At 44.9% G+C, this 15076-nt stretch carries 13 protein-coding genes; 8 read left to right on the top strand and 5 right to left on the bottom strand.

Going from position 1 to position 15076, the window contains the following annotated elements; all coding sequences use genetic code 11:
* Window positions 1-417: 417 nt before the first annotated feature.
* The 3 genes from J7E85_RS12305 to J7E85_RS12295 all read right to left on the bottom strand — a co-directional run bounded on the left by J7E85_RS12305 (window position 418) and on the right by J7E85_RS12295 (window position 3249).
* Window positions 418-1668 carry an MFS transporter gene (locus J7E85_RS12305; protein WP_251035664.1) on the bottom strand — a complete coding sequence of 417 codons (1251 nt, stop codon included), beginning with the start codon at window positions 1666-1668 and terminating at the stop codon, window positions 418-420.
* Between the two features lie 144 nt (window positions 1669-1812).
* Window positions 1813-2865 carry an LLM class flavin-dependent oxidoreductase gene (locus J7E85_RS12300; RefSeq protein WP_215158150.1) on the bottom strand — a complete coding sequence of 351 codons (1053 nt, stop codon included), beginning with the start codon at window positions 2863-2865 and terminating at the stop codon, window positions 1813-1815.
* A 102-nt stretch (window positions 2866-2967) separates the two neighbouring features.
* Window positions 2968-3249 (bottom strand): ArsR/SmtB family transcription factor, encoded by a 282-nt coding sequence (locus J7E85_RS12295; protein WP_098749556.1) that lies wholly within the window; start codon window positions 3247-3249, stop codon window positions 2968-2970.
* Between the two features lie 382 nt (window positions 3250-3631).
* On the opposite strand from J7E85_RS12295, the gene J7E85_RS12290 reads away from it, so the two are divergent.
* A complete protein-coding gene (locus J7E85_RS12290; protein ID WP_215158148.1) occupies window positions 3632-4291 on the top strand; it encodes a TetR/AcrR family transcriptional regulator in 660 nt (219 codons plus the stop codon).
* Window positions 4292-4395: 104 nt separating this feature from the next.
* Window positions 4396-5532 (top strand): alpha/beta hydrolase, encoded by a 1137-nt coding sequence (locus J7E85_RS12285; protein WP_215158146.1) that lies wholly within the window; start codon window positions 4396-4398, stop codon window positions 5530-5532.
* Between the two features lie 207 nt (window positions 5533-5739).
* Here J7E85_RS12285 and J7E85_RS12280 read toward each other — a convergent pair whose 3' ends face one another.
* Window positions 5740-6123 carry a hypothetical protein gene (locus tag J7E85_RS12280; protein WP_215158144.1) on the bottom strand — a complete coding sequence of 128 codons (384 nt, stop codon included), beginning with the start codon at window positions 6121-6123 and terminating at the stop codon, window positions 5740-5742.
* Window positions 6124-6317: 194 nt separating this feature from the next.
* Between J7E85_RS12280 and J7E85_RS12275 the strand changes: the two genes are divergently transcribed.
* From J7E85_RS12275 to J7E85_RS12265, 3 genes are all read left to right on the top strand, one after another.
* Window positions 6318-7826, top strand: a complete 1509-nt coding sequence (locus tag J7E85_RS12275) for a lytic polysaccharide monooxygenase (RefSeq protein ID WP_215158142.1) — start codon at window positions 6318-6320, stop codon at window positions 7824-7826.
* A gap of 237 nt (window positions 7827-8063) precedes the next feature.
* On the top strand, window positions 8064-8597 hold the full coding sequence (locus J7E85_RS12270) for a sigma-70 family RNA polymerase sigma factor (RefSeq protein ID WP_353049489.1): 534 nt from the start codon (window positions 8064-8066) through the stop codon (window positions 8595-8597).
* The gene (locus tag J7E85_RS12265; RefSeq protein WP_215158139.1) at window positions 8587-9903 is read left to right on the top strand and encodes a hypothetical protein; all 1317 of its coding nucleotides are present in this window, start codon (window positions 8587-8589) and stop codon (window positions 9901-9903) included. The genes J7E85_RS12270 and J7E85_RS12265 overlap by 11 nt, the downstream gene beginning before the upstream one ends.
* A gap of 306 nt (window positions 9904-10209) precedes the next feature.
* Here J7E85_RS12265 and J7E85_RS12260 read toward each other — a convergent pair whose 3' ends face one another.
* Window positions 10210-11085: a DUF4261 domain-containing protein gene (locus J7E85_RS12260; RefSeq protein ID WP_251035663.1), complete on the bottom strand. Its 876-nt coding sequence runs from the start codon at window positions 11083-11085 to the stop codon at window positions 10210-10212.
* 333 nt (window positions 11086-11418) lie between these two features.
* Between J7E85_RS12260 and J7E85_RS12255 the strand changes: the two genes are divergently transcribed.
* From J7E85_RS12255 to J7E85_RS12245, 3 genes are all read left to right on the top strand, one after another.
* Window positions 11419-12528: a PRK06851 family protein gene (locus tag J7E85_RS12255; RefSeq protein WP_215158137.1), complete on the top strand. Its 1110-nt coding sequence runs from the start codon at window positions 11419-11421 to the stop codon at window positions 12526-12528.
* Between the two features lie 581 nt (window positions 12529-13109).
* The gene (locus tag J7E85_RS12250; RefSeq protein ID WP_215158135.1) at window positions 13110-13844 is read left to right on the top strand and encodes a hypothetical protein; all 735 of its coding nucleotides are present in this window, start codon (window positions 13110-13112) and stop codon (window positions 13842-13844) included.
* Between the two features lie 227 nt (window positions 13845-14071).
* A complete protein-coding gene (locus J7E85_RS12245; protein WP_215158133.1) occupies window positions 14072-14839 on the top strand; it encodes a hypothetical protein in 768 nt (255 codons plus the stop codon).
* Window positions 14840-15076 lie beyond the last annotated feature (237 nt).

Below are 15076 nucleotides of genomic sequence, written 5' to 3'. Positions count from 1 at the left end.
GACCGGCTGGAGAGAAGTAACGTGGAAAAACCGCAGAAAAGGGAATGCATAGGGGGCAGAGCTCCTCCCATATGCATTCCCTTCATCGTCATACATTAAGATTTACCTCGTCAAAAGACTTCGCAAGGCGTTTTTCTTGTTTACCACATACTCCTACTTCTACTCATCTGCGCCGATGTTCACAGCGGCCCCTTGCACTCTTGGCTGCCCGTCAATGTCCTGGGTTCCGATGATGGCGGTATCCGTCGATCCGGCATCGATGCGAATTGGTGGTTATCTTCTTTTAAAAATATGCTCTCTATGTGTTTGCTCCAACATTTTCTTTATTTTTTCATCGACAAGTTTAGCAATAGATTTGGAATCCATTCTGCATATTCGATAAAAGTCTACAATATAGCTCCCTAGACCTTATAACCGTCAGCCCTCTTTCTCTACAAAATGCCGCCCCACGGAGTAATATTCATCCTTATTCACGGCATCGTCCAGCCACTTCATCAGCTTTACCCCGTCCTGTTCGGCTGTGTAAAAATGATTTAATGGGGAGAGTGTATGTGGTGTCCTGCCCGTCTTCTCGTTAAGACCGTAATCCGTGATGTAATAATAGTAGCCTGGCAATCCTTCAGTTAGCTCTCCGGCAGATTGCAGCATGCGGGCCGACCAGCGATGCACATATTCGCCATCATCCAAAACGTCACCATTCGCCTGGGGAGCCATGCCGATTAAATAAACTTGTTGAACCGGCCCCGTCGACCAAGCGAAAAAGGACCATAACATAAGCAGAGGTAACACAATCATGGACGAATGGGAGAACGCCGTCAGTAAAAACAATACTCCGGAATGAAAGAGCAAGCCTCCAATCATCGTTCGAGGGATACCCCATCTATCTGCACCGTAGCCGCCAACTTGGGAGCCTATGAGACTGGCCAGCCCAAACGCAAACAACCCGACGTTTACCATCCCTTCGCTCATCCCCGTAATGTCCAAAAGAAACGGCGTTATATAGGTGTACAGCATCGTATAGCCCAATATCCAGAAAAAACTGATGGAAAGCGCGACAGTGATTCGGGGGCTCTTTAATAAGGCGAGCTGTTCCCGAATAGGAACGGGAGCCTCTCCTTCCGATTTCGGAATTGTCACCAAAAGGACCAACATCGCGACCAAACTCAGGGCTCCGACTCCCGTGAAGATGATTTTCCAATCATGTGAGCCCGCAATGATCCTCCCAAGCGGGACCCCTAGAATAAGTGCGAGGTTAAAGCCCACTAGAACCGTGGCGATAGCGCTACCCTGTTTTCCAGGATGAGATATTTTGGCGGCAACCGTCAGGGCGACGACCATAAATACCCCCGTGCTGATCGCCAAAATAATTCTTGCTCCGAGCAGCATGCCGTAGCCTGTAGTTGTGACAGTGATCAAATTCCCAACGAAAAATAATCCCAAAGCCGACAGCATAAGCTTTCTTCGATCCATTTTTGCCGTGAGTGCAATAAGAATAGGGGTGCCGATGGCATAAGCAAGCGAGTAGACCGTAATCAACTGCCCGGCCGCCGCTACCGACACTCCAATATCACTTGCAAGCATAACCAAAATGCCAGCAATCACAAACTCCGAAGTTCCGACTAAAAAGCTGACAATGGCCAGAATATAAATTTTCCATGAATTCCCCATCTATTTCTCCTCTTCCCATTTCAACAGATCTAAATCTATAGAAGTCATATTTAAAAAATAATGCTCGATTCGCCGACTTCATTTCTCGGCTCAATCAAGCCTCCTCGTTCCAAGCGTTCGTACTCTGCTTTAAGCGTTATGGCCTTACGTCTGACGGGCGAGCTCCTTACGGACAATCGGCGCTACTTTGGTGCCGAGAAGCTCAATCGTCCGCAGCAAGTCGCGATGCGGTAATGAACTGAAATCGTTGTACATCATGAATTGAGTCAAGCCTAGGTTCTTATGCAGCAGCACGATCTTCTCTGCGACATATTCGGGATCTCCGACATAAAGAGCGCCGTTAAGGCTGCGGGCTGAATCGTACGAGTCACGTGTATAAGGAGACCCGCCTCGTTCCCGGCCAATTTGGTTCATTTGCTCGGCCATGACAGGATAATACCGCTTAGCTGCCTCTTTTGTCGTATCCAAAATAAAGCCATGCGAATGCGTAGCAATTTGCAGCTTATTCGGATCGTGACCGGCTTTCACGGCGGCCTCTTTATAAAGCTCCACCAAGGGTGCAAATCTTTGCGGCTCCCCTCCCAGGATAGAGAAGGCAATCGGAAATCCCAGCAAACCGGCCCGAACAGCTGATTCCGGGTTGCCGCCCGTACCGATCCAGACAGGCAAAGGCTTCTGCTGTGCACGAGGATAGATTCCCATGTTGTCAATCGCCGGGCGATGACCGCCGCGCCAGGTCACCTTTTCGGAGGCCCGAATCTTTAACAGCAGTTCCAGTTTATCTTCAAACAATTCCTCGTAATCTCTTAGGTCATAGCCGAATAGCGGAAACGATTCGATGAGCGATCCCCGTCCAGCCATGATCTCCGCTCGCCCGTTCGATAGACCGTCCAGCGTTGCAAAGTCCTGGTACACCCGCACCGGATCATCCGAAGATAGCACCGTCACTGCGCTCGAGAGCCGGATCCGCTTCGTTGTAGCGGCAGCGGCGGCCAGAATGACAGCTGGCGACGAGCTAGTATAGTCAATTCGATGGTGCTCGCCGACGGCATAGACGTCGAGGCCAACTTGATCTGCTAATTGCATCTCTTCGACCGCTTGGCGCAGCCTCTCGGCATGTGAGACACCGCCATTTCGGGGATTTGCATGGAGGAATGTACTCATTCCAATCTCCATCGTATTCGTTTGATCGCTCATAGTCATTCTCTCCTTCTTAATCGACTCGTTCGCTAAAACTTCATAAGTATAAGTCCTATCATTTCCATTGTTCTAAATATATCGAAGTGATTTTCAAAAAAATTACGCCAACAAAAAGGGCGCAAATTTTTCTGCTATTTCTCGATTGACGTTATAGTGAATATACGATCCATTCTTGCGAGAATCAATCAAGCCAGAGTCCGTCAATTGCTTCAAATGATGCGATAGCGTCGAGCCTGCAACCGACTCAAGCCTTTCACCGACAGCGGTGAAGCATAAATTGCTCTCTTTCGCGAGCAGTAGAGCGATTTTCAGCCGGGTTGGTTCCCCCAAAGCTTTATACACTTTAACCGCTTGCCCGATATCTTCTTGATTTTCTCCCATTATAATCACCTCCCCGTATCCCTTCATCAGTTCTATAACTATCGAAATCAATATTAGCACCAAGCCATTCAAAAGTAAAGGGGAGCATTACTTTAGTAGCACAGGTAAGAATGGCTATGACTACGCCTACGTGTACCCCGTGAACAAAGTACTGCAAGCAGGCGTGTTAATTTAAGATTTATATTGCACTAAAAAGCAAAAAGAGGATTTACGAATAATTTAACGATTTGAAGTGACCATAACTCCATTAACTTATCTCTTAGGGGGGATATTGTTCTATGCAATGGTTTTAATCATTTATATTATTATTTCACTACTTGACATGTGAATATGTTATCGGTATGATGTGAATGAATTCACACTTCACATTAAGGAGTAATCTATGCCAAAAAATTCGTTCTTTCGTTTAGATGAAGCAAGGCGCGAGGAAATATCTAATAGCGCTATGCATCTTTTTGTTGATAATCTTTACGAGGATATAACTATGAAGATGGTTTTGGATCGTTTGTCCATGCACCCCGGAACATTTTATCGGTATTTTGAAGACAAAGATGACCTTTATTGTCTCTTAGTACGTAATGTCACCCAGAAAAGAGCTGCGTATTTTAATAACAGTAATGAAGATTCCCTTTACCGGTTTTTTCTTGCAGGTTTATTTAGTAATGTTAATGGCACTGTGACCGAGCCGCTGAATGAGTTGGAAATCAAACTCACTAAAACATTTTTAAACATTCCTGAGAACACTTTGCTTAAAGTATATCTGAATGTGCTAAAGGGCGAGTCATTCCCCTTGATCAAGGACATTTTACGCCGAATGAGGGTTGATGGATATCTCCGACCTGATATTGACGACGACCTGATTTCTTTTATGTTTGAGTCAATGCAGTTTAATTTAGTCATGTTTTTTAGGGAATTCGATATTAAGGACTCTACGCTGCAACATAAGCTTAGCAAGTACTTTGCTGACTTTATGAGTCATGGGCTGCTTGAAGATCATAAATATTCTGAAATGGTTAGCGATCTCAAGAAAGCCAAGGAGTAGGTATGATTTCTGAAGATAGGATGTAATCGTTTCACCGTTTTGAAAAGCGCTCATAGCGCAATGTATGTATTTCACATTCGCCACTTTTAAGGGGGAACAAGAAAATGAAAACTTATGACGCATTTCCAGAACCAATTGGCGGCTATACTGTCGGTCGAACCCAGATGGATTTTGAGTACACGGCATCAGATCACTCAAAAAGAGAACTGACGGCGTTTGTGTACTATCCGTCCGACAGTAGCGAAGGTAAGACTACATCAACGTACATGTTTCCTGAGGTCTACGAAATGTTTAATGAGCAGCCACTTATCACTGCGTTGAAGGATGTTTTCTCTATAGATATCAAGACCCAGTGTTACGACGACCTTGCTCTCTCCGGGAAGGAAAAGCGCTATCCGGTGTTATTCTATGTTTGCGGCGGGGGCGGTTCTCCAGAATGGGGTACAGTGATCTGTACAGACTTGGCAAGCATGGGATATGTTGTGGTAAGCATCGGCCATCAGAATAGCACGATGTATAAGCGTAAAGATGGGCGCCTGTTTAATGTATCAAAGGATTTTTCGGATGTCATTATGGCGTTTTCTGAAGATCCGGAGATGCTGGCGTTGGCTGGTAAGATGGAGATGCGGCCTGACGATGAAACTGCCATTGAGATGTGCCGTAACGTGCTTACACTGCCGATACTTGCCAAGGTAACAGAGTATAGTGAATTACAGGCAGAAGATGTAAGGTATGTAGCCGATTATCTTTACAAACTGGACTCTGGAGAACTGAATTCCATCTTTAAGGGCAGGTTGTTGCTTGACATCGGCATGGGCATAGTCGGACATTCTTATGGAGGGCTTACGACGGCGATTGTTTGCCGGGACGACGACCGGTTCGCCTGCGGGATTGGCTTGGATAGCGGTGCGTTCGGCCTTCTCGACAGCGACCTTAAGAAACCCTTCTTGCTACTGTTTTGTGAACCTAACTATAACATGAATGCGATAATTGGCGCTAACAATAGCATGGAAACCTATTATTTCTCTGTTGATCGTGTTGCGCATTTAGATTACTGCGACATCGTGTTTACCAGTGTGAATGAGGAACTCAGAGGCGAACGGGATGCTATGGAGATGCGAAATCTTGTTACAGACTATACGAAGAACTTTTTTGATCATTACTTACTGCAGAAGGCTGCAAGTGTGGAAAGTCTGGCATACGATGGCGTGGACTTGATCAAGAAGACCAGCAACAAGTGACATAACCGAGTTTGCTGATAAACGCATATCAAAGAGCTAGCCGTACAGACATTAAGCCGATAACCCTATTACGAGGTTATCGGCTCTCTCATATTTCAGGCATTGTTTTCTATTTGAAGTATCTATTTCTGTCTTAGCTTGACATCATCCCACCTAAAAAATTGAAAATGCTATTTTTAAAAATATTCATATTGAAACCTGCCATGACTATGTCCTTTCATACTTCGCTACCTGATTGCCGTCAGCCGAAATATTATGAAAATTTCTGTTCGATAAAAGTTTTAAAATACCACTGCTCACGGTACAGATGTCCTTGCAGTGCTGTTCAATATAGTACACTACTCGGCGCAGGGATAGGTTGTAATCGTTGACAGAATAAATGTCGCTTATGACTGTTTCCCCTTTATTTTGCTGAATGAGGCACTCCAACAAAAAAACACCGCTTATCATCTCTTTGCAGTTTGCAATAAGTTCTTCCTGCGATTCGCCCAAGGTAGGTGCGTCTATTTTAAATGGCGCAATGCCCTCCTTTGATGCAGGCTGTGAAAGTATTTGTGAATAAGGTTCCCTCTGCTTGTTTGAAAACTCCATATAAATGGAGCCGCATCTGTAGATAATGGAAAGGCATTAAGCGAGGGAAGAGAAAATGTATTCGTACGAAGGAGTAGGACTAGCAGATGCGTCATTGGTATTATTTTACCAGCCCTCTATACATAATCTGCCACATTATCCGATAATTATTGGTATCTCATTAGAGACAGCAATTAATTTAAAGGAGCGAGACGATGATTAGCAAAAAGTTTAAGCGGTTAAACCGAAATGGAGAGGTAAGGAATAATTCTTGGAGGAAAAAGGTGCTGCAAGTAGCACCGCTGCTCGTATGTGGAGTCATTGGATCAATTATATTTTCGGATCAAGTATCTGCTCATGGTTATATTCACTCTAGTCGTGCTGCTCTGTGCAAGGATCTAACGAACAAAAACTGCGGTCCCGTGCAATACGAGCCGCAAAGCGTGGAAGGATTAGGGACTTTCCCGGCTAAAGGGCCTGCTGATGGCCAAATTGCTGGTGCTGGTGTATTCCCACAGCTTGACGAGCAGACAGCTAGTCGCTGGAGTAAAGTAACGATGAATGGCGGCAAGAATACCATTAAGTGGACATTAACTGCACCACACGCTACGAGAGAATGGAAATATTACATCACCAAGAAAGATTGGAACCCCGACAAGCCGTTAGCTCGTGCTGATTTGGAGCTTATCGAGACGTTTAACGATGGTGGAGCCAAGCCGTCAACAACGGTTGTACACCAAATTAACGTGCCGACAGATCGCAGCGGCTATCATGTGATTCTGGGTGTATGGGAAATTGCAGATACGGTGAATGCTTTTTATCAGGTAATGGATGTGAATTTGATTAACGATGATAACGGGAATCCAAACCCAGAGGACACAACGGCACCAACGGCTCCTACTGCTGTGACATCTCCTGTACAAACGACGAACACTGTTGAATTGCGCTGGAATGCTGCTTCCGATAACGTAGGGGTTAGTCATTATGACTTATATCGTAATGGTGTGAAGGTACAGACGGTAACAGGCACATCGGTTGTCGATACAGGTTTGGAAGCAAATACATCCTACACCTATACAGTAATGGCTGTGGATGCGGCAGGCAATGTTTCCAAGGAAAGTGCTGCGATTACAGTGACAACGAAGCCAGTTCCGGTTGATGATACAACTGCTCCAACGGCACCGACATCTTTGCACACTATGGGACAGACGACCTCGACGATCAATCTAATGTGGGGCGCATCTACAGATAACGTAGGGGTGAAGCATTATGAAGTCTATCGTAATGGCGTTAAAGTACAGACGGTAACAGGTACAATGGCAACAGACAGCGGCTTGAAGCCAAACACAGAGTACACGTACTTTGTGAAGGCGGTTGATGCAGCAGGCAATGTATCGGATGGAAGCAACTCTATTACAGTGAAAACAAAAGAACAGCCAACCGGACAATTACCAGAGTGGGATTCAGCCACGGTGTATACAAGCGGAAACCGCGTTCTGTTCCAAGGCATAGAATATGAAGCGAAGTGGTGGACGCAAGGCGATCAGCCGGATACTTCTGATGCATGGAAGCTATTGAGCAGCAGCAAAACGCCAGTATGGAATGCGAACAAAGCTTACAATGGCGGAGATCGCGTCTTATATGAAGGAGTTACGTACCAAGCCAAGTGGTGGACGCAAGGCAATGTGCCTAGTAAATTAGATGTTTGGCAGGTTGTACAATAAAGAATGAAGTCCACTTTTGCAGCATAAAGAAAACGGCTTTGCCGTCCTATTGGGACAGTGAAGCCGTTTTTGTTTATTTGGACCATCCCCCTACAGAACGTCCTGATACTTCATGAGATGCGCTTCACGGAAACGATAATAGCCGCCATGACAATGATGATCCCATACAAAAATCTTGGATAATAAAGCCATCCCTTTCTTTGATACGTCTAATTAGATATATGAACTAATAAGTAGGTGAGGAGAATCGAAAATCTCGTACATAAAGCACGATCAGGTGATCACCATGCGTACATCACGCTATTTCAGCAATATGAGCAGCAATTGTATCGAACAGCCTTCGTGTACGTGAACAATCAACAGGACGCTTTGGATGTCATCCAGGAAACTGCCTATCGCTCATTCAAGCTAATTGCGACCCTGAGGGAACCAAAATATTTTAAAACGTGGTTAATCCGAATTTGTATAACTTGTGCAATCGATCTGCTTCGTAAGCGGAAAAAAGTCGTTCATCTAAAGCCCGAACACATGGATTTCGCTGTCAGTAATGAGGATTACGATGTGCCGCTCTCGATTTCATTGAAGCAATTAATTGAACAATTAGATGAGGATGAACGGAGCGTAGTCCTGCTGAGATTTTATCATGACTTCACGATCAAGGAGATCGCCGAAGTCTTGCAAATCCCTCTCGGTACCAGCAAAACGATACTATACCGCGCCTTGCATAAACTAAGGAAGGTAGTTAAGGAGGAGTCTGTATATGAGCAATAATATAAAACAAGCCATTGAGGAAATCCCTATTCCTGCAATGCTTCATGAACGAAGTTTAATGGGCATTCACCAAGCGAAAGAAGAATGGGATGCGGCATTAGCTGCTCCAAAAAAGAGGAAGCGCGTTATGAATCGAGTTGTTGCTGCTTCCTTGATCGGCGTACTCTCCATTAGCGCAGCAGTTACATTCAATCCGCATCTTTCAGCGGCAATTCAAAGGGCTCTGCAATTCATTCCAGGAATCAGTGTGGTTCGAGAGAGTAGCACAGATTCTTATATGCTGACAGAACCAGTTGATATTAAACTTAGCAATCATGACGTTACCATAACTTCTATGTTGGTTCAAAAGGATATGACGACAATTGAATTGAACGCATATACAGAGAGTTCTTTTAAGATTAATATCATAAGCGAGTCTGGTGAGGTGTACGAAAGCTCATCTGTTTCAACATATGGTAGCGGTGGCTTTTCAAAAATCACACATAAGTTCTATGGTCATGTTGATATTAAAGATTATGCACAGTTGTCTTTTGATGATTACAAGAAGGAGTTATTTACCATTCCACTTAGCAAGGTGGATAGCATTGACAGCCTAAACGCTATCGGTGATTCCATGGAAATCCATGATCTCGAGATTACGGCTATTCCAACTCCTGCAGGTCATAAGGGCAGGATATTTTTAAGTACGGAACACTCGAATGCATTCAGATATTTTAATCATTTTCCCGAGAAAGGCGATCTTATACTGAATGATAATATCAGCATTACAGATGAATTTAGTAATGACTATCCAATTGATAACAAGGGTATACAGACGCCTTTTAAAGACATTTATTTCAACTTGGGAAGCTCAGATGTTAAGAAATACACGTTAACCATCCCGCAATTGATGAGTGTCGGTCATGAGGAAGCCAATTTCTCGATCAACGTTCCGGACGGACAAGAAGGTCAATTAAACCAATCCTTCGACATAGCTGGTTACTCAGTAGAACTGACTAAATTCAAAAAATTCAAGTCACCAGATAACAGAGACCTGATAGAGATATATGTAGAGATGCCAAACACGCAACAGCTGAATCGTTCTTTAAAGGATTTCGATGTTTCCATAGATACTACACTTGGATCGTACAAGGCACGTGATGCAACAACTGGCGTGTTGAAATCTTTCTCGGTTAGTTATGATCCTAACGACTCGGGAAAACTGGATGTTACTGTATCCAAATCGATTATTGATATGAAGGGGCCATGGAAAATTGAAATAGCAGCAGATAAATTTAAGAGCAAACAGGTCGTCGAACACGAATAAGAGCAGAGATCTCTGGTCTAAATGATCATGGCGACTGCATGTACTAAAATGGAAGTTTGAATTCCCGTCGTTAAGAAGCCTAGTATTTAGAAAAGAGAGCAACACGAGTGACTGCCACTCCCGGGCGGCAGCATATCCGGGGAAATAAAAGCATTAAAAATGAGCTGGCGGGGACATACCGCCAGCTTATTTTCGTGCCGTATCATATTGCAGGCATGTTAGTATAAAGATGCCGGTTCCGTCGGCTGGATCGGGACACCTCACGCGACTCCCGGCGCGAGGTGCTCGGTCATACGTCGGCCGGATTTATTCTCGTTCTCCTGCCGCATATTCACCTGGACTGACGTCCATCACTTCTCTGGAAGGCTGGATCAGCGACATTTCGAACCTGCAAGGCCAATGCACGTCCGGCGCCATCTCCCCATTCAGCAAGCCGGCGATCGTTTCGCCGTCGCTCACCGGTACATCCGCTTCAAACAAGTAGGCTGCGACATTGAATGCATGCCGTGACACGTCATTCGGATCCAATGTATGAAAGTGGTACTGGACATCCGGAAGGCCGAGTGCAAAGAGACCGAGTGAATCGATCAAGCTGTCTTCGGTCCCATGAATGGTAAAATAGCGGATATTCATGCCGAACTGCAAGAACCGCGCAGCTCCTTCGTACGGATTATCCACAATTTCGGCCGTATGCAGCAATTTCCCGCTTGATGGAATCCAGATCGCTTTGCAGGTCGGGAACAGGCTTACGGCAGCCTCCAGCCAATCCGCCAATAAGGCGCTGCGCGATTTATAGTCCAGCCCCGCCGCCATAAAGTCGCTGATCAGCAGCTTATAGCGGCATTTTTCCAGAACGTCCTCGGCATCCGGCATCGTCCAAAACTGGGTGCGCTCCAAGTCGGTAATCGTCTCCGGTTGAAAAGGAGTAACGTCTGCCATCATCACCTGAGCTGGCAAGTTCCCTTCCTGGTAAGCTACTTTATAAGCCTCTACGGCAAACGACGACAATGCGCCATCTGCCGACACGGTTTCCGTTTTCCCGCATCGGGTTTCTAACGCGTTCCGAACGGCTTCCGCATTCGGCCGTTCCACTTTCTCCTCAAACAGCAGATACATTTGAAATAACCGCTGAAACTCACTTTGTTCATCCAAATCTTGCTGAAGCACGCGTCCGCTCTCCATTCTACCCTACCACTCCGTTCGTATGTCGTTCCCTTCTACTATAGAGATTGCCGCACGGTTCACGCAAGTCCGACCAGGAAATTGATTCCAAAGTCGGATCTATGGGGGTTACAGCCTTTCCCAAATCCGAAATCCCATCTCCGCCTTACGCCTATCAAAGCAGTCGGGTGAAACTGGACCTTCTGTAGCCCCGTCAACAAATAGCGAAAAACATGGGAGAGGACGAACACCATTTTTTACAATGCGGAATATACAAATGAATAGGCACTTATCCCAACCATGCTTATTCAGTAAACTTTGCGAATCTGAATAGGCACAAAGGAGTGTTTCAAGTTGGTAGTAAAATCATCTCACTATTTTGCCCATGGCAACACTGCGCACGGAGCTCATTTCTTGTATACGTCCGCATTTGATGGGCTGAACAAGATATTTGTCCTTACGGGGCCCCAAGGTACGGGGAAATCGACGGTCATTCAAAGCTTGGCGGATAGCCTGCTGGATAAAGGCTTGCATGTGCAATGCTTCCACTCTCCTCTCCGTCCCGACCAACTGGATGGCATCATTTTAACGGAATTGAAGGTTGGTATTGTTGACGGGCGAGTCTGTAGGGGGACTTCGGATAGCGGGGCCGGTGAAATCGTCTTTATTCATTTCGAGGAAGCGTTTGATAACAGCCTTATTTTACCGGAACACTTCATAACGATAGAAGATCTTAGAGGAAAGCTTGAGAGCGCCTATTCAAAAGCGTATGAAACGTTCGCAATGGCATTGCAGATTCATGACGAGTGGGAAAAATATTATATCGAAAATATGGATTTCTCGAAGGCCGACCAGGTTTCGCAGGATTTGATTCAAGAATTATATGCCGGTCATGAAAGCGATACGCCAACCGCTTCGCGCCACTTATTTTTCGGAGCTGCGACTCCGAGGGGGGCATTCGATTTTATTCAAAGCTTGACCGCTCAGCTGGAAAGACGGATTTTCATCAAAGGAAGGGCGGGATCTGGTAAATCGACTCTGCTGAAAAAGCTTGCCTCCGTTGCCGAAAAGAAAGGAATCGATGTGCAAGTGTTTCATTGCGGCTTTGATCCGAACAGTTTGGATATGTTGATATTCCCGAAGCTTCAAACAGCTATCTTCGACAGCACCGCTCCACATGAATACTTTCCAGATCGGGACGGGGATGAGATCCTGGATATGTATACACGGACTATAGCTCCTGGAACAGATGAAGCTCACGCTGCTGAAATAGCCGGTATCAAAGCACGCTATTCGGCAAAAATGAAAGAGGCCACCTCCCATCTGGCGGAAGCCGAAGCCATCGATTCTCATATGAAGGCCTACTATGTTGCAGCCACAGATTTTTCGATCGTAGAGAAACTCCATCTGCAATTACAGTCCGAATTGAATGAACTGATCAGCTCAATTCAGCTTTCAAAATAAAGATACAACCCAAAAGCGTTCTATTTCTGACGGGGCTCAGCAGTCTAATGCAAACTGATCCCCGTTTGAAATTGAATCTGCTTCCACTTCTCCTATGGCCTTCTCCAAAACGACTGCGCGTGCGGGACTGCAACGGAGTGCTCTCCCTTTATTCATGAATACATCTCTATTATATGCGTGTACATTCGCCGTTTTCTCGTAGATGCGAGACACACTTTAACGTGTGTCGTATGTAGAGATATTTTTATTATGGTTACCGATTTGCATCCAAATTTCGCCTTTACTTATGATAAGACTCTCCCCGATTAATCTTCACCGCACGTACACCTGCTCCACCAACACCAGTCGCCGTTTCAGGGAAATTTCGGTACATATATCATATGCTAATGGGATGGACTGCAAGCATCTCGGCAACGGCGTCGTCCAACTGTGTTATGCGACCGAAAGAATATTTATGGGAAAATATCCCTATTTACTAAGCGGTAGAATAGAAGTACTATAAATCTAGATGTTTCCATAATTAAACAAATTAAAGTTTTTTTGGATGAATATCAAAATAAATAGAAAAGAGGATCGAACAAATGAATCTATTCAGAGTCATATCAGGAATGGCATTATCCTCCGTAATTTTACTAGCTCTTTCTTCCAGTGCATTTGCTCAACCAGTGAGTCAGGGAACGGAGGGAACGTCCGATGTCTCAGTAACATTGGACGGAAAGACAACTCGATTTACCAGTTCAGAAATTACAAAACTGGCGGAATTGAACAATGTCGATCCTAATGAACTGAGGAAGGCGATTGAAAGTGGACCGGATGCAGAAGGAAGATTTTCTCCATTTTCACAGCTTGCTATCAAAAACGTAATTACGACAGAACAGGCAAATAAATCTGATGCGAGTAAGCTATCCTCTACGGGGGTACCTCTCGTTGAGCCTATAACTGCAAGTGAAACGTCAATGGTGAGTCCTCTAGCCACCTCATATTCCAAGACGAACCAAGACTCCACGGCATACAATTGGACAGGTAACAATACAGCGAATGGTAACGTGCCGGTGCTAGGGATTTGTGCCGTCCATAGGAATAAAGATCTCGGTGGCAGCGACTACAAACCCGTTATTCCTTTTGGTACACAGTTAACTACAAACAAGAGCATTTGGTTGCCTGACGGTGTCAGCTACACAAGCACATTTAAAGTAGATGATACAGGCTCTGGTCCGAAAAGGACAGATTATTGGATCGATATCTACTATCATAAGGATACCGCCTCCGCAATTAAATATGGCATCATCAAACTTGATTATACTTATTCGTTGTAAAACTAAAATTACTTGAGCCTTGCAGAAATATCGCCGTCCACTAATGGACGGTTAACGCGGAAATTTAGAAATTTCATCGAGAAATTAAAAGGGAGAAGGGACATCGCCTTTGGAGTGAGAACTTGTCGGTTACCACGCCCACAATTCCCTACAAAAGGAGATGACCCGCTCCCTTTTCCGAGTTTCTTAAACCGCGCTCCATAAAATACAACCTAGGAGAAGAAACCTTGTTAAAGAATAAGTACATCGGCATAGGCCTTACTATATTGATCGCGAGTATGGTCTTCCTATTATACGCTCTCAAGATCGGTCCGCTTAACGGTCCTGCCCAAAAACCAGTGGAGCGGGCACTGTCAACAACCAGTGAGAAGACCGATGAAAAGAAATACTTAACCGCAATGGAAGCGTGGCGCCTTGGATACGAGGAGGCAAAGAAGCATACGGAAGAAGAACCATTGCTTATTGACTTGACAAGCACGGATAGTGTTGTTGTACCCCAAGAGAGAAACGATGGTATGGACGGAAAAAGGAATGCGTGGAACGTTCTTTTTGGCAGCAGAAATGGAAGTATTAGTATTCTGATATCGATCCGAAATGGAAAAGCCACTGCTGATAATGTAAAAAAGAACAAGACCAATTTACTTATGAAAGGGCAGTATGCTATTTCTGATGTGAAAATTGATTCTCCCGAGGTAGTCAAAAAAGCTATTGAAGTACTGGGTATGCAGCCAGGGAATCCTCAAATAGAGGATGACTGGATTAAGGGTTATCATTTTAATATCGCCGGATTTATTACTGACCCCAAATCCTCCAAATCGCGTTTACTTCTAAGAGTTACGGGCATCTCACCGAATTCTCCCAACAATGAGAATGACAGCTTAAGGATGAACGTATTCTTTGATGTCATCACAGGCAAGATATTGAGCGCCAGCGAAATGACTGGCTACGACAAGGATGGCCGTACTAACTGGAGGGATATTAAGCTAAAACATTGAGGACTTCTGGCGATCGACAAGGACAACTATCCTAATTGATCCGGCATCAAGACCCCTTTCAAGGGGTCTTTTTTGAATCACAAAGGGGTAAGTGATCCACTCCCCCAATCCAGCTAAAAAAGCGTCAAGGACATTGAAATGTTCTTTGACGCTTCCCTTAGTGAAGATTTCGCCCTACTTATGATAAGGTTCACCATATCATCTATAAAGCGAACTTTGGACTGTCAACAGTAAATC

This window comes from Paenibacillus sp. ISL-20 (assembly GCF_018613005.1).
Classification (GTDB): Bacteria; Bacillota; Bacilli; order Paenibacillales; family Paenibacillaceae; genus Paenibacillus_AQ.
Note: the sequence above shows the minus strand (reverse complement) of the source record. Positions and strands in the feature narration are given on the sequence as shown.

Bases quoted from the DNA above. Each gene is read 5' to 3' on its own strand.
- J7E85_RS12295 (WP_098749556.1), bottom strand. From the start codon at position 3,249: ATGGGAGAAAATCAAGAAGATATCGGGCAAGCGGTTAAAGTGTATAAA.
- J7E85_RS12300 (WP_215158150.1), bottom strand. From the start codon at position 2,865: ATGAGCGATCAAACGAATACGATGGAGATTGGAATGAGTACATTCCTC.
- J7E85_RS12285 (WP_215158146.1), top strand. From the start codon at position 4,396: ATGAAAACTTATGACGCATTTCCAGAACCAATTGGCGGCTATACTGTC.
- J7E85_RS12250 (WP_215158135.1), top strand. From the start codon at position 13,110: ATGAATCTATTCAGAGTCATATCAGGAATGGCATTATCCTCCGTAATT.
- J7E85_RS12305 (WP_251035664.1), bottom strand. From the start codon at position 1,668: ATGGGGAATTCATGGAAAATTTATATTCTGGCCATTGTCAGCTTTTTA.
- J7E85_RS12265 (WP_215158139.1), top strand. From the start codon at position 8,587: ATGAGCAATAATATAAAACAAGCCATTGAGGAAATCCCTATTCCTGCA.
- J7E85_RS12275 (WP_215158142.1), top strand. From the start codon at position 6,318: ATGATTAGCAAAAAGTTTAAGCGGTTAAACCGAAATGGAGAGGTAAGG.
- J7E85_RS12260 (WP_251035663.1), bottom strand. From the start codon at position 11,085: ATGGAGAGCGGACGCGTGCTTCAGCAAGATTTGGATGAACAAAGTGAG.
- J7E85_RS12290 (WP_215158148.1), top strand. From the start codon at position 3,632: ATGCCAAAAAATTCGTTCTTTCGTTTAGATGAAGCAAGGCGCGAGGAA.
- J7E85_RS12280 (WP_215158144.1), bottom strand. From the start codon at position 6,123: ATGGAGTTTTCAAACAAGCAGAGGGAACCTTATTCACAAATACTTTCA.